The 24,855-nt window shown below is 42.1% G+C and carries 17 protein-coding genes and 1 riboswitch; of the genes, 13 read left to right on the top strand and 4 right to left on the bottom strand.

Annotated elements, in window-relative coordinates; all coding sequences use genetic code 11:
- Positions 1–37: 37 nt before the first annotated feature.
- From HC965_RS01790 to HC965_RS01775, 4 genes are all read left to right on the top strand, one after another.
- On the top strand, positions 38–862 hold the full coding sequence (locus HC965_RS01790; RefSeq protein ID WP_191029816.1) for an FAD:protein FMN transferase: 825 nt from the start codon (positions 38–40) through the stop codon (positions 860–862).
- The gene (locus HC965_RS01785) at positions 859–2,898 is read left to right on the top strand and encodes a polysaccharide lyase family 8 super-sandwich domain-containing protein (protein ID WP_191029815.1); all 2,040 of its coding nucleotides are present in this window, start codon (positions 859–861) and stop codon (positions 2,896–2,898) included. Before HC965_RS01790 ends, HC965_RS01785 begins: the two co-directional genes overlap by 4 nt.
- Positions 2,899–3,480: 582 nt before the next feature.
- On the top strand, positions 3,481–3,921 hold the full coding sequence (locus tag HC965_RS01780) for a hypothetical protein (RefSeq protein WP_191029814.1): 441 nt from the start codon (positions 3,481–3,483) through the stop codon (positions 3,919–3,921).
- 97 nt (positions 3,922–4,018) lie between these two features.
- The gene (locus tag HC965_RS01775; RefSeq protein WP_191029813.1) at positions 4,019–7,954 is read left to right on the top strand and encodes an RNA-binding domain-containing protein; all 3,936 of its coding nucleotides are present in this window, start codon (positions 4,019–4,021) and stop codon (positions 7,952–7,954) included.
- Between the two features lie 551 nt (positions 7,955–8,505).
- Here the strand turns inward: HC965_RS01775 and HC965_RS01770 are convergent.
- The 4 genes from HC965_RS01770 to HC965_RS01755 form a co-directional block, all read right to left on the bottom strand.
- Positions 8,506–9,345 carry a histidinol-phosphatase gene (locus HC965_RS01770; protein WP_191029812.1) on the bottom strand — a complete coding sequence of 280 codons (840 nt, stop codon included), beginning with the start codon at positions 9,343–9,345 and terminating at the stop codon, positions 8,506–8,508.
- Between the two features lie 153 nt (positions 9,346–9,498).
- Entirely contained in the window at positions 9,499–11,367 is a 1,869-nt protein-coding gene (locus tag HC965_RS01765) for an ABC-F family ATP-binding cassette domain-containing protein (protein WP_191029811.1), read from the bottom strand.
- A 33-nt stretch (positions 11,368–11,400) separates the two neighbouring features.
- Entirely contained in the window at positions 11,401–12,207 is an 807-nt protein-coding gene (locus HC965_RS01760; protein WP_191029810.1) for a DUF3805 domain-containing protein, read from the bottom strand.
- Between the two features lie 37 nt (positions 12,208–12,244).
- Complete coding sequence (locus HC965_RS01755; RefSeq protein WP_191029809.1) at positions 12,245–13,438, bottom strand: hypothetical protein; 1,194 nt, start codon at positions 13,436–13,438, stop codon at positions 12,245–12,247.
- A 283-nt stretch (positions 13,439–13,721) separates the two neighbouring features.
- On the opposite strand from HC965_RS01755, the gene HC965_RS01750 reads away from it, so the two are divergent.
- From HC965_RS01750 to HC965_RS01710, 9 genes are all read left to right on the top strand, one after another.
- The gene (locus tag HC965_RS01750) at positions 13,722–14,411 is read left to right on the top strand and encodes a response regulator transcription factor (RefSeq protein ID WP_191029808.1); all 690 of its coding nucleotides are present in this window, start codon (positions 13,722–13,724) and stop codon (positions 14,409–14,411) included.
- Positions 14,412–14,420: 9 nt separating this feature from the next.
- Positions 14,421–16,202 carry a cell wall metabolism sensor histidine kinase WalK gene (locus HC965_RS01745; RefSeq protein ID WP_191029807.1) on the top strand — a complete coding sequence of 594 codons (1,782 nt, stop codon included), beginning with the start codon at positions 14,421–14,423 and terminating at the stop codon, positions 16,200–16,202.
- 180 nt (positions 16,203–16,382) lie between these two features.
- Positions 16,383–17,321 (top strand): DUF5106 domain-containing protein, encoded by a 939-nt coding sequence (locus HC965_RS01740; protein WP_191029806.1) that lies wholly within the window; start codon positions 16,383–16,385, stop codon positions 17,319–17,321.
- Positions 17,322–17,346: 25 nt separating this feature from the next.
- A riboswitch (cobalamin riboswitch) is annotated at positions 17,347–17,551 on the top strand.
- A gap of 183 nt (positions 17,552–17,734) precedes the next feature.
- Positions 17,735–19,777 (top strand): TonB-dependent receptor domain-containing protein, encoded by a 2,043-nt coding sequence (locus tag HC965_RS01735; RefSeq protein ID WP_191029805.1) that lies wholly within the window; start codon positions 17,735–17,737, stop codon positions 19,775–19,777.
- Positions 19,778–19,786: 9 nt separating this feature from the next.
- Positions 19,787–21,772, top strand: a complete 1,986-nt coding sequence (locus HC965_RS01730) for a YncE family protein (protein WP_191029804.1) — start codon at positions 19,787–19,789, stop codon at positions 21,770–21,772.
- A 38-nt stretch (positions 21,773–21,810) separates the two neighbouring features.
- Positions 21,811–22,557, top strand: coding sequence for a DUF4465 domain-containing protein (locus HC965_RS01725; protein WP_191029803.1), 747 nt, complete (start codon positions 21,811–21,813; stop codon positions 22,555–22,557).
- A 205-nt stretch (positions 22,558–22,762) separates the two neighbouring features.
- Positions 22,763–24,142 (top strand): tryptophanase, encoded by a 1,380-nt coding sequence (locus tag HC965_RS01720; RefSeq protein WP_191029802.1) that lies wholly within the window; start codon positions 22,763–22,765, stop codon positions 24,140–24,142.
- A gap of 108 nt (positions 24,143–24,250) precedes the next feature.
- Entirely contained in the window at positions 24,251–24,553 is a 303-nt protein-coding gene (locus HC965_RS01715) for a GNAT family N-acetyltransferase (RefSeq protein WP_022136813.1), read from the top strand.
- An 8-nt stretch (positions 24,554–24,561) separates the two neighbouring features.
- A complete protein-coding gene (locus HC965_RS01710; RefSeq protein ID WP_191029801.1) occupies positions 24,562–24,786 on the top strand; it encodes a (4Fe-4S)-binding protein in 225 nt (74 codons plus the stop codon).
- Positions 24,787–24,855 lie beyond the last annotated feature (69 nt).

Genomic DNA, 24,855 nt, shown 5'->3' with positions numbered 1-24,855 from the left:
GTCTCGTGACAGGACATGCCCTTCTGTCTTGCCATAAATGCAAACAACGATTCAACATTTGTATAAACCACCGCATAATGGTAATGGATTACTTTATGCCTGGTTCTCATCCATGCATACACGTGTGGATATAATGTTGTGTAGTAAGAAACCGGAAGAAGAATTGATGCTTGTGGTTGACCGTATCCATGAGGAATTGCAACGATTGGAAAAGGTAGCCAATTATTACGACCCTGCCAGTGAACTGGCATCTGTCAATCGAACGGCTTCCATATCTCCGGTTATCCTCAGCGAAGAACTTTATGCAATGATTGACTGCTGCCTGGAATATAATCGTAAAACGTTGGGGTATTTCGACGTTACTGTTCATTCGGAACAGTATAATCCGAATACGATTCATTCCGTCTGTTTATCTGCTGAAAACCGCAGCATACGTTTCCTGCAAAATGGCATCACTATCAATCTGTCAGGCTTTCTCAAAGGATATGCTTTGGACAATATCAGAGGGATATTGAAAGAATCCCGGATTGAAGATGCATTAATAAATATGGGGAATAGTTCAATATTAGCTTTGGGCAATCATCCGATGGGAACAGGTTGGGAAGTTAATCACATTCTTCTTCATAACGAATGTCTGACTACTTCGGGGAATGACTCCCCCGACCGCCGCCATATTATTTCTCCCCGAAATGGAAAATTGGTGGAAGGGGCTAAACAAATATCTGTAATTACAGAAAGTGGAACAATCGGAGAAATAATATCTACCAGCCTATTTGCTGCTAACGGCAAACAGCGTATAACTTTACTGGCCGCTCTTTCTCCTTTAGTAAATAAATACAAAATTAATTATACTCAAATATGAAAACTACTATCCATTACCTTTATCTTTCATTACTTCTTTGCTTGCTAAGTAACCCGTCACTCAATGCACAGGAAGCAATCCATGATTCAGTGAGTTTAATCAAAAGAAGTTATATCGACGTTACTGTCGGAAAAGATAAAGGTAAGGAAGTACTTCTCAAAAGATTATCAACCATTCCACCCGAAAAGGAAGTCTCCGATCAGAATGTGATTGAACTGCAACAACTGTATCCTATTTCTCCCAAAGAAATCGAGCAACTGGTAAGCACGATCCGTACAGATGGTTCATGGGAAGATATCAACTACGCAGATACCAAACGTTCAGGATGGGAACCGAAGAAACATACGGAACGGATTCTGAAACTTACTAAATATTACTATCAGAAGCGACAAGCACTCAAACCGTCCGAAATCTCCCGACTGACTAATACCATTCATCAGGCTATGAACTTTTGGTTCAGCCAAGGATTGGTGTGCAAAAACTGGTGGTACAACCAAATCGGTATTCCACGTACACTCGGCCCTGCATTCTTATTATTCGAAAATGAAATGAGCGAACAGGAGAAACAGAATGCAATCAAAGTGATGAATAAATCGGCTTTTGGCATGACAGGACAAAATAAAGTCTGGCTGGCAGGTAATGTGCTAATCAGGGCTTTATTAGAAAACGACTGGGAATTGACAAAGAAAGCGCGTGAAGTCATTACTTCCGAAATAACTCTCGGACAAAAGGAAGGAATCAAGGCAGACTGGAGTTTTCATCAACACGGGGCACAACAACAGTTCGGCAATTACGGTATGTCTTTTCTCTGCAATATGAGTTTCTATTCGGAGTTATTCGCAGGAACTTCCCTTGTTTTTTCCAAAGAGCAGCAAAGTATTCTCACCTCTCTCCTACTCGAAGGATATCAATGGATTATATGGCAAGGATACCTGGATGTAAACGGACTCAACCGGCAATTATTCCGTAATGCAGATGTTGACAAAGGTTTCAGTTTGCTCTTTGCCGCATATTCGTTAATGAAAAGCAGCGAACCGGAAGTTGCCGACAAGATAAAAGAAATGATTCGCCGTAACTCTATCGCTTCGCAAACTCCTAACACATTCACGGGAAACAAACATTTTTGGGAATCGGATTATACGATCCACCGTACTCCCAAATGGATGGCTTCCGTACGTATGGCTTCGAACAGAGTTATCGGCACAGAACTGGTGAATGAAGATAATCTGAAAGGATATTATATGGCTGACGGCGCACTATATACTTATGTACGCGGCGATGAATACCATAACATCTTTCCTTTTTGGGACTGGAGAAAAATCCCCGGAATTACCACTTACGAAAGTAATACTCCCATCCCCAATCCGAATAGAGCAAACTCACGAAATCATAGTTCCTGCGTTGGCGGAGTTACTTATAAAAATACAGGAATCACAGCCATGCAACTGAAACGCAATAAACTGGAAGCGAACAAAGCATGGATATTTACTGATGATTATGTACTATGCATGGGAAGTGACATTCATGCCGACAGTACAGCTACCATAACTACATCCATCGACCAACGGTTCAGTAAAGGCAAAGTATGGTCGGAAGATAATAAACGGTTCTTCCATGATAACACGGGGTATATTATATTACAGGCAGACACCTGCATAACTATCACCGAGCACAAAGAAGGACAATGGAAAGATTTTATGGGAATGTACAAACCCGAAATACTGAAAAGCAACCTGTTCTCTATTTATTTGAAGCATCGTAAAGATGTGCCCGCATCCTATATTTATCTGACACTTCCGGCTACCACACAACAGAAAGTCCACGACTTCGACAGTAAGCCTATCCATGTGATACGCAATGATAAGGAAGCGCAAGCAGTGATTATCAAAGATTTGTGCTATGTAAGTGTTTATCATCCTACTGATATACTGATAGAAGGTCAGAATCCAATAGTTATATCAGAACCAGGAACATATATTATTCATGCAAAAGAGGGACAGTTCGTAGCTGCCAAGCCTTTCGCTATCAAAAAATAGCATCTGATTTATTTTGAGAATCTAAATGACAGGAATATTCTGTGATAAGAAAATCATAGTGATAATAGCAAAGCTGCCGCATATACAAAACTTCTTGCATTTATTCCCATATTACCACTACATTTCAAAAAAAACATATATCTTTGTCACACGTTTTCCAACCATCGGCGCGATGGAATAAATGGAAAGCGGTATTTCATTTATTAATGGAGTAAGTACGTATTATCTCTCTCAACCAAAATCTAACAAATTTTCATCAGCGGAGAGATGATCGACAGACACTCCACCTGAACGGCTGTATATCAACATATCCGTAAGAGATGTGTTATATATAAACGATTGGTGTGGATGTCTGTTGTTATCATCATCTTGCTGGCGGGTTTTGTTAGAACCTTGGTTGGAGATGGTGGTATTCAACAGCATCCATACCTTTTTTGTATTCGGCCGGTTATCAAAATCCCCATAATAACCTTAAATCATACGCCCGCCGTCCGAACTACAAAAGGTTGGATGTTCTGTTGTGCCGCACATAAACAAAATATATATCACTCACTATTTGTGAAACACTTAAAAAGAAGCATTATGTCAAAATGGATTAGCATAAACGAAGCAGCAGTAAAATACGGATATAATAAAGAAGTCATATGGCTTTGGGCAGAAATGAACAGATTTCCTATATCGCATGAAGGAAATATTCCTGCTATTGACGAAGAATGTTTTGAAGGATTCCTAGCCAAGTGTAAAAGAGGAATTACAGCAGAATACATCGACACACTGGAAGAACTATGTATGGAGAAAACCAGAATGTGTGACACCTACGTCAAAATCATTGGTTCCCAGGACAAAGAGCTTGTGCTACAAAGAGAAAAAATTGCCCAAATAGATGAGATACAGGCAACGATGAAAAGGCAAAATGCCCGGATACAGGATTGCAAAAAGATATTTGCACAATATGAAAGACCTTGCAATACCAACAGGATAGGAAGATTATGGAGTCGCTTGAAGCTATTGATTAAATCATAAAACTAAAAAACTTTTTATTCATCAGATAGGATTTCTTATTTAATTACATTACTTTTGCCCTTCAAGAACAATTTATCGCACAAACATTCTTATATATATGGAATACGAAAAGAATATGACTTATTATTTAAAAGTCACCGGAACATTGACAGTCAACGATTCCCAATATTATCTAGTAGAAGACAATCAGATGAAATTCCGGGTAAGAATGCTTCCGTTTCAATACAGTCAACCAAATCCCGAAACAATAAAATGCACGGTATACAACTTTGATGCCGATGGCTCACCGCTCTTTGTACAATACAAACCGGATATTGCGAAACAGTTGTATACCATAGGCGACACCTACCCTTTCATTGTAGGTAAAAAACAAAATTCCCCCACTGTCCATAGAAACAGTTATTATGGATATGACAGCAACGGATTGCAAGCCATCATCACAGCAGGTAGCAATAATGCACTCCTTGCCGGCCGCACAGTCAATTGCGTACTGAAACATATTGATTCGGAAGGACTTCTCACGGTCGAACTAAATGACCGGGAGACTGAACAAGAAACCAATTTCCTGACCTTTCAACAGTTGATGCACAATCTAAAATTAGAACCACCCTTGGAATGCCTGACATTGGTCTCCTTGAAGCAAGAGCCAGTGAAAAGCAAGAAGTTGGTACAAATGCTGGAAGAATATGAAAGCCATATCGGAGCATGGATATTTTCATACCTCTTCATTTTGCAATCGAAGATGGAAGAAATCATTGACGTAAATGAGTTGGAAAAACTATGTACATTGGTACGATATCAACGGGCTATCATAGAATGGATGCTCGAAGACTCCCTGTTTCTTACCTTTTATTCACCGGATACAGTCAGCTCATTACGCACTAAAGGCGAACATGAGTTGCTTCGGGGTGAAGCTTTGATAAAGGCTGTCGAACTGATAGAAAATAACGAAGCCGACACCTTCCTTGAGAAAACATTCGCCAAAATGCGCATTTCCGGCTATCTTCTGGACAGGTCGAGAAAAATCGCATTAGTAACCGCTTTGTTCAGGATTGATAATACATTGTGGGACAAAAATCTCACCACTTTGGCGGAATTTTGTTATTACCTGTCCACTGATACAACCGCCACGGACGAATATCCACTATTGTCCGTCATCGCACTGATACGCAAACATATAGACAAAAAAGACTGGAATGAAAACGGTTATGACCGTAAAATCCAACTTCTCGCCCTGTATCTGCTGCTATGCAAGGACAGGGAGAATACACAATTTGCCGTTTACAAAGCCATGCTTTACAGATACTGCTGCCTGGCAAGTCCCGAGCTACCATCCTGCACCCTTATCGACAAGGCTTTCAACGAATTGGCTACAGACAGAAACATCAATAAACTGGAGTTTGGCTGGAATGATGTACTACAGTTCAAGACCACTTACTTTGTCACCAAATTACGTGTTTTCATAAGTGACGATACGGGCAACGAGCAGCAGGCAGTGGCTCAACTAACAACTCCGAACGGACGTATCTTGTTGCAGAACAACCTATTTACCATCTATGTAGGAAGTTCATTTAATAAATTAATGGATTACCAGAAGCCCGTAGAACTCTTTTCGCTACTAGACGGACGCATACGGGTAATGGGCGAAAAAGAACAGAAACCAAAAGCGGCTGAAAAAGGCAATATCGCACCGTTAAAAAGAATATGGGAAGAACTGGCAGGAACATTCCGAAAGAAAGCGAAGGAAAAGCAAAAAGAAATAATCACCAAAAGCCTTCCAACAGCCGGTACACAGGTTACTATCAAACTATCTCCTCTCAAGCCCCGTTTCCCCCTGATGCTGTTTGCCGAAATCATTGACCCTTATTATGAAGGTAAAGGAGTAATAATCGTCAGTGAAGTTTGCCGTTACCACATCAACAAGTTCGACGACATATTTTACGAAGGAGATACGTTCGACGCGACTGTTGTCAATGTTGATGAACACGGCAAGATGTCCTTCAGCATATTTCAGGAACTGTTTGACATGGTGGCATCCACGACAAGACCGGGAACCAGAGTGTATGCCAAATTGAACAAGATATCGAAAGGCTCATGTATATGGGTATGCGAAAAAGGATATAGTTTATTCACTCCTGCCGTGACACCATATCCCGAAGTAGGCGAAACCGCCCTATTGGAAGTGACCAATATCAATGAAAAAGGATATATCAACGCCTCTATCGTGGAACTTGCCGATGTGCCGATAGACGAAGAACGCGCATTGGCAGGATTAATCAGCGAATATATCAACTATTGCCATCCTGACGACGAGGAAGATGAAGAAGATGACTTGGCATTGATGCCCGACGGAGAGAGCACCAAAACAGAAAAGCAACTAACGTTGCCATTTTTGCGTGAACTATCCGAATTGCTGATTATTTCATCCACATCCGGCATTTCGGTGACCGACCGATATAATACTCTCGGAAGTGCCCTTCTGACTAGTTGTTTCACGGGTGATGAAACTTATAAGGAGTATATATCGCTTCTGATGAATTATGAAGAGAATATTTATAATTTTGCCACACACATTGATCAAGCGCATTGGACTGATACATTGCGAATAGACGACGAAGCCGTGTCGCGTTTTCCATCATTATCATCTTTAAGAGAACGCATAGAAATTCTCAAACAGTATTGCAGCCATACGTTCGATCCCCATCTGGCAGTAGGCATTGCCACTACGAAAAATCAAAATAAGGAACATATTATCCGCCTGGTACTTGCCAATGGTTTACTGTATCACACCCTCGAACCAGACGAATTATTATCTGTCCGCAATGAATTGCTAAAACGCATCGGCGCACCCGAATTTATTGTACCTTTCCGAATAGAGAAAAAAGAAGATAAGACAGAAGAGGAAGAAGTCGTAAACCTGGGACGTGAAAGCGGAGAAATAGAATTCAAATCTTCGATAGTATATCCGGCCAATCGTACTACTCCCGACATGAAGCAACAATCCGAAGTGATTTTACGCACCTTGGCAGGATTTCTGAATGCAGATGGAGGTACTCTATATATCGGGGTGGCTGACAATGGTAATGTAACCGGACTGAAGAATGATTTCTCTTACATGGCATGCGATTCCGATGCCTATGAACGGTTCATACGGCAACGTATTATTTCTACCATGGGAAAAGATGTCAATAGCCTCATCCACATTGCCTTCCCCAAATATGGCGAACGGGAGATTTGCCACGTGACGGTTCCGTGTTATGGCAAATTAATCGAACTGAACGGTGCAGTGTGGCAGCGTCAGGGAAACTCGACTATACTGCTAGACGGAAATGCTCTGTTGAAGCAGCAACAACGGAAAAAAGCGTCACTAAAAAATGAGCCTGAGAAGGAACAAGAGAAGCCACAAGAGAAGAAAACGTCAAGAAAGAAAAACGAGATACCAACTTCATCCTTACGTCCCAATCCGCTGACAGAAAACGAGTTGGAAGAAGGAAAAGATATCTACGCCTACCTGGTTCTATTGGAAAACGGAGGGTATATGCTATCGGATGAAATGGTATATAGCGATTTCTCCCTGCTTACCCTGGCAATCGGAGAACATGAAGTCGAGGGTAATCTGCTGCTTTGCTACGATAATGCTTACGTCAATCGTATCCCGCTAAAAATGTTATTGAAGAAAAAAAGAAGATATGCTTATAAAAACGGTGTATATAAAGATGCACGCCTGACGTTTGCAACCATCGAAAACGGAGAACCCTATATTTTGTGTTGCACCAATAAACAGGGAACTGATTACCTCAAACTATTCACTATGAGTAAGATAAAGCAGAATGTAGACTTGACATTAAAAGGTACTCCGCTTTTCACATATGACTTCGGAGAAGTGACCCGCTGGGAAGTGATCCCACAACCGGAAGCTGAAAAGTTAAGGAAACTGATTTGTGATAAGACTCAATATCAAGGTACAGCCGTCCGTGCGGAAACGATTGCCACCGAACGTGAATTATTGAGAAAACTCAATCTTACTACATAGACATTTTTCACTTTTCTCTATCACCTATCACCAGTAGCTCTGAAACCTTTTATTCATCGTACTTTCAGAGCGGTGATAGGTTGTCGTAACCTATCACCTGCATCTATCACCTATCACCGCATTTATAACCTATGCTTTTTTTAATAAAGAATGAGTTTGTTTACCTATATATCTAATAATCAAATTATTATAGTTTCCTTCCATTTCCATTATAGGAAACTATAGTTTCTCACTTAGGAAACGTGCGTTTCCTAACGGGGACACTGGCGTTTCCCGGTATCGAAACTAGCGTTTCCTATAATGGAAACGGAACTATCATCAGAGCTTAAACTAAAAGCTGCAAGGCTCAATAAGAAAAGAACCGACTAAACGAAATAGATGCATCCTACGGTCGTATTCAAAATATCCTATAAGAATGGCAAATATTATACTGAAAACCTGGTGAAAGATGAAAGATAGGTGATAGATCTTTTTTCATCTTTCACCGTACCATAAAGCATTATAAGTAAGAGTTTTAACAGGGGCGGCGATAGATTGAAAGATCATAACGCCTATTTTAATGGTGTATCTACCCATTTCCCCCCATGCCACTCTACCACTGAAGTAAAGCCTGTTCGCTTCAGAGCGGCCAATGCTTCGGCACGGGCATTATTTATTCTTTCAGGATAGTGCGCATCGCTGTTTACCTGCACCCGGATACCTAAATCTTTCAGGAAAGAGAAATATCGTTCGTTGGGATAAAACGTGCCCAGTTCATGATAAGCCTTGGTATTGATTTCGACAATATAGCCACGTTCGGCAATAGCAGTGAAGTAACTGCGTACTAACGTATCATACCATGCTTCATCAAGCAGCCCCGGACGATAGCAGGAAGCATTGTAATGCATCTTATCCGCATGACCTACGATATCAAAACCACCCAATTCTACCATATGAAGAAGATTCTTATAATACAAGCGGACGACAAAATCAAGGTCGCCGCCAAAATGGGCATCAACCAATTCACGGAAATGAGCTGCCGGAGTGTCAATGTCAACAATCTTTCCTTCCGGCGAATATAACATATGCACAGAGCCGATGCGATAATCGAGAGGTAGTTCTTGAAAACGGGGTGAAGAAGGATTGCTGTCTTCATTCAGATAGTCTATTTCAAGACCGATAGCTAGTTCTATCTTATCAGCATACTTTGCTTTGAGACGGGAAAATTCGGAAAGATAGTCGTCCATCCTGTCCCATTCCATTGTCCATGCAGTGGAGAATGGCAGTGGAGCATGAGAGGAAATGCCATAAGAGGAGAAACCTTCGCTAATGGCAAAACGTATAAAGTCTTCCATATTGGCTCGTCCGTCGCAATACAGACAATGGCTATGGTAATTGGTTAGGTTCATCATATAAGATTACGTTATCAGGGTTATTATCATCATCAGGTTGCCGCAGCAATATACTGAACTATGTTTGTGCCAACATATTGGCATGACTATGCCGCTATATAGGCACTGCGATGCCAATATACAGGCACAAGCGTGTCAATATAGCGACACGGTTCAACCTTCTATTTCGCTAAGTTCCAGCCAACGCATTGTTTTCTCATCAATCAAGTCATTGACTTCGGGCAGGCGTTTTGACTTCTCGGTCAGTTCGTCAACAGAGAGAGTGCCGCTGCAAAGAAGTTCTTCGATCTGTACCTTTTCAGTTTCCAGGTCGGCTATTTCCTTTTCCAGTTGTTCGAACTCACGTTTTTCCTTGAAACTCATTTTCCGCTTGTCGTTCAGACGGACACGGGCTGTCTTTTCTTCCTGTGGTTTCTCCGCTTCTTTTTCCACCTTGGCTTTCGCGTCTTTCCAGTCACGGTAATCGCTGTAATTGCCGGGGAAGTCGCGAATGTCTCCCTGTCCGTTGAATACCATCAGATGGTCTACTACCTTATCCATAAAGTAACGGTCGTGGGAAACGACAATCACACAGCCTTTGAAGTTTTGAAGATATTCTTCGAGCACATTCAGTGTGATAATGTCGAGGTCGTTGGTAGGCTCGTCCAGTACGAGGAAGTTAGGGTTACGCATCAGGATGGTGCACAAGTAAAGGCGACGACGTTCTCCCCCACTCAATTTGTAGACATAGCTATGTTGAGTTTCGGGGGTAAACAGGAAATGTTGCAGGAATTGGGAAGCGGTGAGCTTCTTTCCGTTGCCCAGCTCGATGACTTCGGCAATCTCCTGGATGACGTCTATCACTTTCATCTGCTCGTCAAACTGAAGTCCGTCCTGTGAGTAATAACCGAAACGGACTGTTTCACCGATATCCACAGTTCCGCTATCGGGCTGCACATGTCCCATTAATATCTTGATGAAAGTTGACTTTCCCGTTCCGTTGTTTCCTACGATTCCCATCTTCTCATAACGGGAGAAGATATAAGAGAAATCATCTAAAATCTTCAGGTCGCCGAAGCTCTTGAAGAGGTGGTCTGCTTCGAATATCTTGCTACCGATATAGGATGCTTTTACTTCCAGTTTTACGTTGTCATTATTAAAACGCTGCTTCGCAACCTTTTCCAGTTCGTAGAAAGCGTCTTCACGGTAACGGGCTTTGTGTCCGCGTGCCTGTGGCATTCGGCGCATCCAGTCAAGTTCCGTGCGATAGAGGTTGTTGGCACGTTCTATTTCTACACTTTTGGCTTCGACACGTTCCTGGCGTTTTTCGAGGTAATAACTGTAATTACCTTTATATTGGTAAACTTGCTGGTTGTCTATTTCGATGATTTCCGAACAGACACGGTCGAGGAAGTAGCGGTCGTGCGTTACCATCAGCAGGCTGAGGTTGGTACGGCGCAGGTAGTCTTCGAGCCATTCGGTCATATCCAAATCCAGGTGGTTGGTGGGCTCGTCGAGAATCAGAAGTTCCGGTTCGGTAATCAAGGCGTTGGCAAGGGCGACACGCTTCAACTGTCCGCCGGAGAGTTGGCTCACTTTTTGGTCGAAGTTACGGATTTTGAGTTGCGAAAGGATTTGCTTGGCTTTCTGCTCGTATTCCCAGGCTTTCTCCTGATCCATACGTGCCAGGAGTTCTTCCAGTCCCGGATGGCCTTCGGTTTCCATGCAGCGTTCGTATTCCTTGATAAGTTCTACGGTGCTGTTGCCATGATGGAAGCAGGCTTCGAGTACGGTGAGTTCTTCGGGATATTGCGGGTCTTGCTCCAGGTAATCCACACGGAGGTCACGGCGAAAAACAATGCTTCCACTATCGTAGCCTTCCTTTCCGGCGATGATATTCAATAAGGTGGTTTTTCCGCTGCCGTTCTTTGCTATTAATCCTACGCGTTGGCCTTCGGCAATGCCAAGAGATATATTTTCAAAAAGAACCAAGTCGCCGAAAGACTTGGTCAGGTTATCTATCTGTAAATAAGGTACTGCCACGTAAATTAGTGATTAACGGGTTAGTGATAGTGATTAGTGATTAATAATCACGGATTTATACTCTTCAATGACATTGCAGGGCTGTCCTGCCTTTACTTTGCTCCATGCCAGTTTCATCGGGTCGATGATATGGTCTTTATATTGGAGAACAGGGGCTTCACGGTTACCGTCGACCAGCGTTTTCCATTCCATGCCGTCCACTTCGTTGGCGAGAATCGCGCAGACCGTGATGCCCACAGCCAGCCATTCTTCTTTATTCTTCGAACCAATCTTGCCGCTGTCAATCACTTGCTGAAGTTTCTCCAGGTCCTCTTCTATGCCCTGGAAGTCTTTTTTCAGTTCTTGTTTTACGGTAGATACAACCCATTCGTATCCTTCATTAATCTGATAGATTTCGGAAAGACGGACGGGTATCAGTTCGGCCGGGTATTTCTCTCCTTCCTTGCGTATTTCCAAAGTGGAGAGTATATCTTCGGCTTCTTTCACGATTCCGCCTTTGGGAACGGTGAAGGAACATTCGAAAGCGATATCGTCAATGCCTGTAATCCATACATGAGAAGTATAATAGGTTCCTTCTTCCTGGAACATCTCTTTGCTATACGCACATTCCAACGTTCCGACCTTCACAAGTGAAGCCGATTCGCTCTCTTTCAGTTCCTGCCGGACGGCGTCTTTGCCATAGCCAGCCTTTCCCTTAAATGCGGAAATACGAAAGTTGCCCGACCATACATCGGGATTATAGAAAAGAAAAGAGCCTTCGCCATCTTCAAACTCATTCCAGTCCGATGGATAGTTCATAGAAAACCATGCTCCGGGAGAGATAAATTTCTTGCCTTGCATCCTTTTTCATTAAATGATTACTTGGCAAAAATACGAATTATTTTCCTATCGGCTGTATTTTCCTCCGCACTTCTTTGGAAATCTCAAGAAACATATAGTTCAGTTTACCTGAATGGATACCTTCTTCATTCTCCTTATACTTTTTATTGGCATATTGTTTGGATTTCTCGAAGGTGAGCAGGGACATTTCATTCTGCGATTTGCCTACCATCGTGGAGTCCAGTTGCTCGTCGGGGAAGAAGTCGTCCATGTCGACGTCGCCAATCATCGTTGTTTCCAGGAAGTTCTTGTCGGTATGCGAATTGTCGGTATAGTAGCCAACGAACATATGTCCCGGCGTACGTACTAAAATCGGGTCGATATTGATGGCACGAAGCAGCGAGGCGAACAGTACGCTGCCATCCACGCAGTTGATTTGCGAGGATTCCAGTGCGTCGTCAAAGGTGCGGACACGCTGCGAGAAGACTACATTGCTCGAAAGGCTGGTATTGGAAACCGAACTATAACGGAATTTGCGTTTCTGCAAGATATTCCAAAGGGCATAGACTTGCTTGTCCACCGCTCCTTTAGCCTTGCTCTGATAGCCCAGGAAGCGGTTGACGATGCGGGTGTTCAGCGCTTCACGGAGTAACTGGTCAATCATCGGATTCTCTTCATTGACATAGGCGGCAAAGAAGATGCTTGTGTCATGGAACTTCGTTCCGTTCGCCACATAGCCCAACAGACATTCATTGATGCTACGAACGGAGAACGTGCGCACACGCTGACCTAAGTCTTTTCCGTTCATCTCGGCGGTTACGGCAACACTCACCGGCTCGGCCTGCGCGTTATTTTTCAACGCTTCGTAATTCCATATAATATCAGGATAAATGGTATATTCCGTCCGCGGTTTGTTCAGGACGAACTCGGAGACGGAACGGGAGAAGAAAGGCGTTTCAGCCACTTCGATCCGTACACGGCTATATGCGGTCTTTGATTTCAGCCGAATGGCGATGCAGGATTTCGGATTTCCCAGATAGGTGGAATCCGATGGAATGATAACTTGTGCATCGGTGGTGGCAACGGACAGGATGGCTGAAGGGAAGATGTTTCCGCCCAGGTCATCCACTATTTCAAAACCGGAATTGAAGGAAGTATATTTAAAGACGGACACACCGCCAAGCAGGAGCAGCAGTACAATCACTGCGCCTATCACTTCGCGTCTCCGCCGTTTCAAGTCAAATTTTATCATTGTCGGTAGTTTCTATTATCAAGCATTTCTATGCTATAATCAAATATTTCTATGCCATCATCAAGCATTTTTATTCTATCTCGCTAACAAAGATAACAAATAGCGGGCGTTTTTTCCTCCTGCCATCCATAAAAAGTTTCCTATTTTGTATCAAATTCCCTAATTCGGGGAATGTAATAGGATTGTAACACCTGTTTCATCTGTCCGTAACAAAGTCTTCTCATCTTTGCAGAGGTTAAAATAAAAACGTAACTTTGTCATATCACATTAATACATATATCTTATGAACGAAACCCGTATTTTAGTTGTCGACGATGAAGAAGACCTCTGTGAGATTCTGAAGTTCAATCTTGAAAACGAAGGTTATGAGGTAGATACAGCAAATTCTGCCGAAGAAGCATTGAAGATGGACATCAGCAGTTATCATTTAATTCTCCTCGATGTGATGATGGGAGAAATCTCCGGATTCAAGATGGCGAACATGCTGAAGAAAGACAAGAAAACGGCAAAAGTGCCTATCATTTTCATCACGGCAAAGGATACTGAGAACGATACGGTAACCGGATTCAACCTGGGTGCGGACGATTATATATCGAAGCCTTTCTCACTGCGTGAAGTCATTGCCCGTGTGAAGGCTGTACTAAGGCGTACGGCAACTGCGGAAACAGAAAGAGCGCCGGAACGGCTTACTTATCAGACGCTTGTTATCGACATCACGAAAAAGAAGGCAAGCATCGACGACGAAGAAGTGTCGCTGACTAAAAAAGAATTTGAAATATTGCTTCTGCTGGTACAGAATAAGGGACGTGTATTCTCACGTGAAGATATTCTGGCACGTATATGGAGCGACGAAGTGTATGTACTGGACCGTACTATCGACGTGAACATCACCCGTTTGCGCAAGAAGATAGGGATTTACGGCAAATGCATCGTCACTCGTCTCGGATACGGATACTGTTTTGAAGCTGAATAATTAGCAACTATGAACCTGCCTGTAACTCAAAAACATTTTCTTTCTTTCAGCCGGAAATTATTCCTTTCGGTTATCTCGTTATTTTTGGTATTTGTCATCTGCTTCATAGCATATCAGTACCAACGTGAACGGGAATATAAAATAGAACTGCTGAACACGAAGCTGCAAGATTACAACAGCCGGCTTTACGAACGACTGGACTCACAACCGATCGACAATGCGGTTGTCAACGATTATATTAATAATCATATCCTTGAAGATTTGCGTGTGACACTTATCGACATGAATGGAGATGTGATTTACGACAGTTATCCGAACCATGACGAGCAGATGAAGAACCATCTGAACCGACCGGAAGTTCAAAAGGCACTGAATCATGGCAACGGGTTTGATGTGCGCCGTACTTCGGAAACGACCGGTGTCCCCTATTTCTATTCGGCGACGCGTTATAAGGATTATATTGTCCGTTCGGCGTTGCCTTATAATGTCAGTCTCATTAATAATCTGAAAGCCGACCGGCATTACTTATGGTTTACGGCTATCGTGACTTTACTGTTAATAATTATCTTCTACAAGTTCACGAATAAGTTGGGGACTTCTATCAGTCAGCTCCGTGAGTTTGCCATGCGTGCCGACCGGAACGAGCCTATCGAAATGGCTATGCAGTCGGCTTTCCCTCACAATGAACTGGGAGAAATCTCACAGCATATCATCCAAATCTACAAACGTCTGCACGAGACGAAAGAAGCTCTCTACATCGAACGTGAAAAGCTGATTACCCATCTTCAGATTTCGCATGAAGGGCTGGGAGTATTTACGAAGGATAAGAAGGAGATTCTTGTCAATAATCTCTTTACCCAATATAGCAATCTGATTTCGGACTCCAACCTGGAAACGACAGAGGAAGTTTTTGCCATCAGTGAATTGAAAGATATTATACATTTTATCAACAAGAACCAGCAACAACGTTCGAGAAGTAAGGATGAGAAGAGAATGTCCATCACCATCAACAAGAACGGACGCACGTTTATCGTTGAATGTATCATCTTCCAGGATGCGAGCTTCGAGATTTCAATCAATGACGTCACCCAGGAAGAAGAACAGGTGAATCTGAAACGTCAGTTGACACAGAATATTGCGCATGAGTTGAAAACGCCTGTCAGCAGTATTCAGGGATATTTGGAGACTATTGTCAGCAATGAAAACATTCCACGCGAGAAGATTAATGTGTTCCTTGAGCGTTGTTATGCACAAAGCAATCGTTTGAGCCGGTTATTGCGTGACATTTCTGTGCTTACCCGTATGGATGAAGCTGCCAACATGATTGATATGGAGCGTGTGGACATCAGTGTACTGGTAGGAAATATCATCAACGAAGTGGCGCTGGAACTGGACGAAAAGCATATCACAGTGATTAATTCTTTAAAGAAGAGCATACAAATAAAAGGAAATTATTCTCTGATTTATTCTATTTTCCGTAATCTGATGGATAACGCCATTGCATATGCAGGCACAAACATTCAGATCAATATCAACTGTTTCCGTGAAGATGAAAGTTACTACTATTTCAGCTTTGCCGATACGGGCGTAGGTGTGTCACCCGAACATCTGAACCGTCTCTTCGAACGTTTCTACCGGGTAGATAAAGGCCGTTCACGAAAGTTAGGCGGAACAGGACTCGGATTAGCTATCGTAAAGAATGCAGTTATCATTCACGGCGGCAGCATCTCTGCCAAGAACAGCCAGGGTGGTGGACTTGAATTTGTATTTACATTGGCAAAGGAGAAGTAAAGCTCTTCAAGGAATAAGGTTCTTCAAGGAGGAAGTTTCTTTAAAAAATAAGATTCTTTGAAAAGAAGACAAGGAAGAAAACAGAGAAGAAAAGGAAGAAAAATTCTTTGAATAAGATGAAAAGGCATTATCTTTGTCTTCTATGTAATTCATAGAAGTCCAATATAATAATAGCCAATTATGAAAACGAATATAAATATTCTTCCGATTGTATGCCTTCTTTGTCTCTGTGCCTGCAAAAGTGGTAATGCTTCCGGCTTAAACAAAAACGAAGTAGCGCAGGATACTATCAAGACATTTACCCTACCAGCCATCCCCGCAATGATGACAGCACCGGATCAACGTGCAGACTTCCTTGTCAAGCATTATTGGGATAATGTGAACTTTGCCGATACCAACTACATTCATCACCCTGAAGTGACCGAACAAGCCTGGGCGGACTATTGCGACATACTGAATCACGTCCCTTTAGAAACTGCGCAGAAAGCGATGCGGAAAACAATCGAACGGACTAATGTAGACAAAAAGGTATTCAATTACATCACCGACCTGGCGGATAAATACTTGTACGACCCTAATTCCCCAATGCGTAACGAAGAATTCTACATTCCTGTATTAGACGCAATGCTGGCTTCCCCCGTATTGGAAGAAATAGAAAAGGTGCGTCCCAAAGCCCGTCGCGAATTAGCACAGAAGAACCGTATCGGCACCAAAGCGTTGGATTTCAACTATACACTAGCTTCTGGCGCACAAGGCTCCCTTTACCAACAAAAAGCGGACTATACATTATTATTCATCAACAACCCGGGCTGTCATGCCTGCACGGAGACGATAGACGCATTGAAAAGCTCTCCCATCATCAACCAACTTTTATCACAAAAAAAGTTGATAGTCCTTTCTATCTATCCCGACGAAGAATTGGATGAATGGAGAAAGCATCTGAACGAATTCCCGAAAGAATGGATTAACGCATACGACAAGACATTTGTTATCAAGGAACAACAACTGTATGACCTGAAAGCCATCCCTACCCTCTATCTCCTGAACAAGGATAAAACCGTTCTTTTGAAAGACGCCACCGCGCAAGCTATTGAAGAATATCTTTTATTACATCAATAAACCTTGCAAAAAACAAATAAACTATCTATCTTTGTCGCGCATTGGTTTGCAGACCTCACACGAGGAAAGCGATTAAAAGGGAATCAGGTGTAAATCCTGAACAGTCCCGCTGCTGTAAGTTCCATATGTTCGTTGCGAGCAACCTACTTTTAGCCACTGGAAAGAAACTTCTGGGAAGGCGCCCGCAACAGGAACGAGTCAGAAGACCTGCCATGCACCCAATTTCACTGCTTTCGAGGAAAAAGCGTTGAGTCTAATGACCCGGACAATTCGTCTATCATTTCATTCATCACTCTGATTCAGAGAAAGTGTGTTTTAATTAATAAACTCTGCCAAGTTTATTTATGCGTGTCCGGTCGAAGGGATTTCGCCCGGACACTTTTTAAAAGTGAAAATAGACAAGTAGGATAAGGATGAAACATATCATGTCATACAAAAGCATCTGCGCGGTATTCTGCTGCCAACTTTTATCCGCAACACTTTTCGCGCAACAGCAAAAAGTGGATACTACACATACATACTCCATTCCCGAAATAACCGTTTCCGATATTTATCAAACAAGAGAAATACGTTCCAGCGCTCCGTTACAAGTACTATCCAAAGATGCACTGAAGAATCTGCACGCATTGCAGGTTTCTGACGCAGTAAAGCACTTTGCCGGAGTGACCGTGAAAGATTACGGCGGTATCGGCGGACTGAAAACCGTCTCCATACGTAGCCTGGGGGCTCAGCATACAGCCGTAGGTTATGACGGAATCACCGTAACCGACTGTCAGACGGGACAGATAGATATCGGCCGTTTCTCTCTTGACAATGTAGACCAACTATCTCTCAGTAACGGTCAGAGCGACAATATCTTCCAACCGGCACGTTTTTTCGCTTCCGCAGGAATACTGAATATACAGACTCTCACTCCCCGTTTCAAAGAAGGAAAGCACACCAATATCAGTGCCGCCTTCAAGACCGGTTCATGGGGACTGGTTAATCCGTCCGTCCTGATAGAGCAACAACTCAGCCGAAAATGGACAGTCACAGCCAATGGTGAATGGATGTCGTCGGACGGTCAATACCCGTACACCCTGCACTACGGCAATACAGCAGACGACCTGACCTCACGTGAGAAACGTAAAAATACGGATGTTCAGACTTTCCGCGCCGAAACGGGACTTTACGGCAACTTCTCCGACAAAGAACAATGGCGACTGAAAGCATATTACTTCCAGTCCTCCCGTGGATTACCGAAAGCCACTACTCTTTATAACGACTACTCTGCGCAGCATCTTTGGGACAAGAATACATTCGTGCAAAGTCAATATAAAAAAGAGTTCAGCCGGCAATGGGTATTCCAAACTTCCGCCAAGTGGAACTGGAGTTATCAACGCTATTTAGACCCCGACACTAAAAATTCTTTAGGGAAAACAGAAAACAGCTATTATCAGCAGGAATATTATCTTTCAGCATCCGTATTATACAGATTGTTGAGCAATCTTTCATTCTCTCTTTCTACAGATGGAAGTATCAATACCATGGATACCAATCTTGCCGATTTTGCACAACCCACACGTTATTCATGGCTGACAGCTTTTGCAGGAAAATACATGAACGACTGGTTGACAATCTCCGCATCAACTTTGGCTACCATCATCAATGAAGATGTGAAAGAAGGCGGCAGTGCAGGTAATCACCGTAAATTAACGCCTTATGTAAGCGTCGCATTCAAGCCTTTCAATAACGAAGAGTTTCGCATCCGCTTCTTCTATAAAGACATTTTCCGCCTGCCTAGCTTCAATGACTTATACTATCAGGAAGTGGGAAACACCAAACTGAAGCCTGAAAATGCCAAGCAATACAATATAGGTTTGACATACAGCAAGAATGTATGTTCCTTCATTCCTTATCTTTCTGCAACCGTTGATGCGTATTATAACAAAGTGACGGATAAAATTATTGCCTATCCTACCAAGAATCTTGCGATTTGGAGTATGAGGAATCTAGGAAGTGTGGAAATCAAAGGTATTGATGCTACAGGAAGTTTGTCTCTTCAGCCTTGGGAGAAAATTCGTATTAATCTTTCGGGCAATTATACATATCAGAGGGCGTTGGATGTTACGAGCCCCGACTTGAGTAAAGATAAATCGACATACAAACATCAGATAGCCTATACTCCCCGTATCTCTGCTTCAGGGCAGGCAGGTGTTGAGACTCCTTGGATAAATGTGTCTTACTCATTCCTGCATTCAGGAAAACGTTATGCAGTAGGGCAGAATATTGCCGCAAACCGGTTAGATAGTTACAGCGACCACAGTATTTCAGCCAGCCGCGACTTTCGGATACGAAAAGTCACAAGCTCACTCAGTGTGGAAGTACTGAACCTGATGGATAAGAATTATGAGATTGTGCGATATTTCCCAATGCCGGGACGCTCAGTAAGAGCAACGCTAAAAATAATATACTAAAAGCAGGATATGGATTTGAAAAGGAAATTGACATATATATTTTGGTTCTGTCTGCCGCTGCTATTATTATTCACTGCTTGTGATGATATGGAGGACAAGCCTTTTACCTCAGACATTGCAGGTGACCCGACCGAAACGGATACAGCTGAACTCTATGCACTGTGCGAAGGACTATTCAATCAGAACAACAGTTCATTGATGCGCTTTTCTTTTGGCAATCAGAGAATGGTACGCAACTATTTTAATACAATCAACCATCGGGGATTGGGAGATACGGCAAATGATTTAGCTATTTATGGTGGCAAGATATATGTTATAGTCAATGTTTCCAGTACTGTGGAAGTCATAGATTTCCAAACGGGAAATTCTTTGAAGCAGGTTCAAATACTGGCAGAAAACGGAAGTTCACGAGAACCGCGATACATTGCTTTTCATAAAGAAAAAGCCTATGTATGTTCATATGATGGAACAGTGACACGGGTTGATACAACTTCCCTCGCTATAGATGGTGTCACATCAGTAGGACGTAATCCCGACGGAATTTGTGTGCAAAACGACAAGTTATATATTTCCAATTCCGGTGGCTTGGATCATGCATCCGGTTCAGGCGTAGACAATACTGTGTCTGTTGTCGATATTGCTACATTCAAAGAGATTAATAAAATTACAGTAGGACCGAATCCGGGTAAAATAGTAGCCGGTGTGGATGGAGTGAGTGTTTATGTCGCCACTCGCGGAGAAGATGTGGAAGCCGGAAATTACAACTTTGCCAAAATAGACTGCCTGACGAATGAAGTAACTCACTACAATGAGAAAGTACAAAACTTTGCTATTGACGGTGACATTGCCTATTTATACAATTACAATTATAGGACCCAAACATCTTCAATCAAGACATTCAATTTAAAAACAGGGAAGACTGTTCGTGAGAATTTCATTACGGACGGAACAAGCATCAATACTCCTTACGGTATCAATGTGAACCCTTACAGTGGTAACGTTTATATCACAGATGCTTATGATTATACCATATATGGGGATTTGCTCTGCTTCAACCAACAAGGACAACTCATATACCGTCTGAATAATATCGGACTGAATCCAAACACGATTGCATTCAGTGATAAGGCTTCACAAAGTGATATTGATGATGATAGTGAAGAAACGGAGAATTCATTGGCTTTCGCCAATAAAGTATGGGAATATAAGCCGGCTCCCGGACAGTTTATCAATACTTCTACATCAGCATATAAAGATGGCTTCACCTATAAAGAAGTATTAGAGGAAGCCACCCGAAAAATACAACAGAAATCAATTATCTCCTTAGGAGGATTCGGCGGTTACATCGTTTTAGGTTTTCCCAAATCAATTCCCAATGTAGAAGGAGAATACGACTTCAAAGTAAAAGGAAATGCTTACTACAATTTAAAAACCGGAACAGGGAAATTGGGAGGAAGTGCTGAACCCGGCATTGTATTTGTGTCCAAAGATGTAAATGGTAATGGAAAGCCCGATGATGAATGGTACGAATTGGCAGGAAGTGAATATGGAAAAGAAACAGAAACTCGTGGATATGAAATTACTTATTCACGACCGGAATCTGCAAATAAAGATATTCCTTGGGAAGACAATCAAGGTAATAAAGGAGTTATTTTCCGTAATAGTTTTCATGCACAAACATCTTATTATCCATTATGGATTAAAGAAGATAAAATAACATTCCAAGGCACGCGTCTGAAAGATAATGCTGTAGTAGAAAATGGGCTATGGATAGGTTATTGTTACCCATGGGGATATGCAGACAATCATCGCAACGACAAGGAAGGTAGTAATTTCAGGATAGACTGGGCAGTAGACAACAATGGTAAATCAGTTACTTTGGACTACATTGACTTTGTGAAAATAACGACTTCCGTCAATCAGGATGCTGGGCAAATGGGAGAAATATCGACTGAAGTCATGACCGTTGAAAACTTGCACTTAAAGAAGAATTAAACAATAAAATAATTAATAACTAAAAATCAGAAAAGAACATGAAGAAATTATCTTTATTACTATTCTTATCAGTATTTGCTTTTTGTAGTTGCAGCGATGATGATGATGTAAAAAATGAGGTCGTCATTAGTTTTGAAAATCTGTTAACTGAAAAAAACAGTCAATTTATAACAGATGGCACTCCTAACAATCTAGCCTTCCAAAAGGTTGAATTTAATGACACACAAAATTTAATCGCCTTTGATCATTATTATGCAGACTGGGGATATGGTGGAGGATATAGCTTTGCTGGATTTACTTATATGAATATAACTGATAATCAAACAGCAAATAGCCCTGCTCCAATATCAGGAAAAGGTAAAATAGGTAACGTATATTTAGCCGTAGACAGTAGTGATGGAACTTACGGTACTCCAGCCATTTTCACTATAAAAGAAAACAAATATAGAATAAAAGGAACATGGATTACTAATAGCACTTACGCATATAATGGAATGGTAAAGGGTGACCAAATGGCTAGTGTTTTCAAATCAGGAGATTGGTATAAAGTCATCGCCACTGGATATGATGAAACAGGAAATGAAATAGGAAAAGCTGAAATCTTATTGGCTGATTACAAAACGGATAATGACAAACCTGTGAAAGATTGGATTTGGTTTGACCTCGCAGCCCTTCAAAATGCTGTAAAAATTAAATTTATACCAGACTCTAGTGATAAAACCGGTGAATATATCAATACGGCTGCATATTTCTGCCTTGATGGTATTACTCTTATTGAAAAATAAAACGTTCGACCATATTAAATCTGAAGAGTCAGTGTTCCTTTTGGAAGTCTGGCTCTTTTTTAGTCTTCTCTTTATGTATTCTTTCCTCCTACATCCTGTCAAGAATAAATTTCCGCAGCCGCATACTAACAAAAAGTCATTAAAATCTTGCAAATCACACAAAGTTTAGCTACATTCGTCGGATAAAAACTCAAAATCTACGACAATGGAATTACCTTTTGCTGAATCATGGAAAATAAAGATGGTAGAACCCATCCGAAAAAGCACTCGTGCAGAACGCGAACAATGGATTAAAGAAGCACATTATAACGTCTTCCAACTCAAAGCGGAACAAGTTTATATCGACCTTATCACCGATTCCGGCACCGGAGCTATGAGCGACCGCCAATGGGCAGGAATGATGCTCGGCGATGAAAGTTATGCAGGTGCCACTTCTTTCTTCAAACTGAAAGAGATGATTACGAAACTGACCGGATTTGAATATATCATTCCGACTCATCAGGGACGTGCTGCAGAGAATGTCCTTTTCTCCTATTTGGTGCACGAAGGAGACATCGTACCCGGCAACTCACATTTCGATACCACCAAAGGACATATCGAAGGACGTCATGCCACCGCATTAGACTGTACCATTGATGCCGCCAAACAGACACAACTTGAAATCCCCTTCAAAGGAAATGTTGACCCTGATAAATTACAGAAAGCTCTGACTCAATACGCCGAACGCATCCCTTTTATCATCGTAACCATTACCAACAACACAGCCGGCGGACAGCCCGTATCTATGCAGAACTTACGCGAAGTACGCGCCATCGCTGATAAATACGGCAAACCGATACTTTTCGACTCCGCCCGCTTTGCCGAAAACGCTTACTTCATCAAAATGCGTGAAGAAGGTTATCGGGATAAATCCATTAAAGAAATTACGCGAGAGATGTTTGCCCTTGCCGACGGCATGACAATGAGCGCCAAAAAAGACGGAATCGTCAATATGGGCGGATTCATTGCGACGCGACGCGAAGATTGGTATGAAGGTGCTAAAGGATTCTGTGTGCAATATGAAGGGTATCTCACGTATGGCGGAATGAACGGCAGAGATATGAACGCACTTGCCATCGGACTGGATGAAAATACCGAATTCGATAATCTCGAAACACGTATCAAGCAAGTGGAATACCTGGCTAAGAAACTCGATGAATACGGAATTCCATATCAGCGTCCTGCCGGCGGTCATGCCATATTCATTGATGCTCCCAAAGTGCTGACACACGTACCCAGGGAAGAATTCCCCGCACAGACACTGACTGTTGAACTTTATTTGGAAGCCGGTATCCGCGGATGCGAAATCGGTTATATTCTTGCCGACCGCGACCCCGTTACCCATGAAAACCGCTTCAACGGACTCGACCTGCTTCGTCTTGCCATTCCTCGCAGAGTATATACGGACAATCATATGAATGTAATCGCTGCTGCTCTCAAAAATGTATATGAACGGAGAGAAAGTATTACCCGTGGAGTACGCATCGCTTGGGAAGCTCCTTTGATGCGACATTTCACTGTCCAATTAGAACGTCTGTCCGTATAATATCCGTGTAGAAAAGGAAAAGATTATCTCCGTCAACAATTGTTCGTATAAACAAAAGTTCTTCCGAAGTGTTTATATTATAATCGTTCAAACTTAATACGTAAAATTATGGCAGAAGATTATAAATTAATAGACAATGAAGAAAAACATCGGTATGAATTTCAAATCGATGGCAAGATAGCTGAAATAGACTATATCAAATCAAATAACGGAGAAATCTATCTCGTTCACACGGAAGTACCTGCTTCACTGGGCGGAAGAGGAATCGGCTCGCAACTTGCTGAAAAGGTATTGACGGACATAGAGAAACAAGGTTTACGCCTGGTGCCACTTTGCCCGTTTGTAGCCGGATATATCCATAAGCATCCTGAATGGAAGAGAATTGTAATGCGTGGTATTCATATTAAATAAGCATAGCTATGGGAAAGAAAGTTGAATATACCAATGGCGAACTAACCATTGTATGGCAGCCGGAATTATGTCAGCATGCCGGAATATGCGTAAAGATGTTACCCAATGTCTATCATCCGAAAGAAAGGCCGTGGGTGCAAATTGAAAATGCGACAACGGAAGAATTAATTGCACAAATCGGTAAATGTCCGTCAGGAGCATTAAGCTATCGGCTGAATAAAAAAGCTGAATGAGAAAAAGTTCAGCAAGCAAGAAAAGATAAATAAGAAAAATAAGTAACCAAAAGAGAAACGGTGAATAAG

Source organism: Bacteroides sp. GM023 (genome assembly GCF_014750685.1).
In the GTDB taxonomy this organism is placed as follows: Bacteria; Bacteroidota; Bacteroidia; order Bacteroidales; family Bacteroidaceae; genus Bacteroides.
Note: the sequence above shows the minus strand (reverse complement) of the source record. Positions and strands in the feature narration are given on the sequence as shown.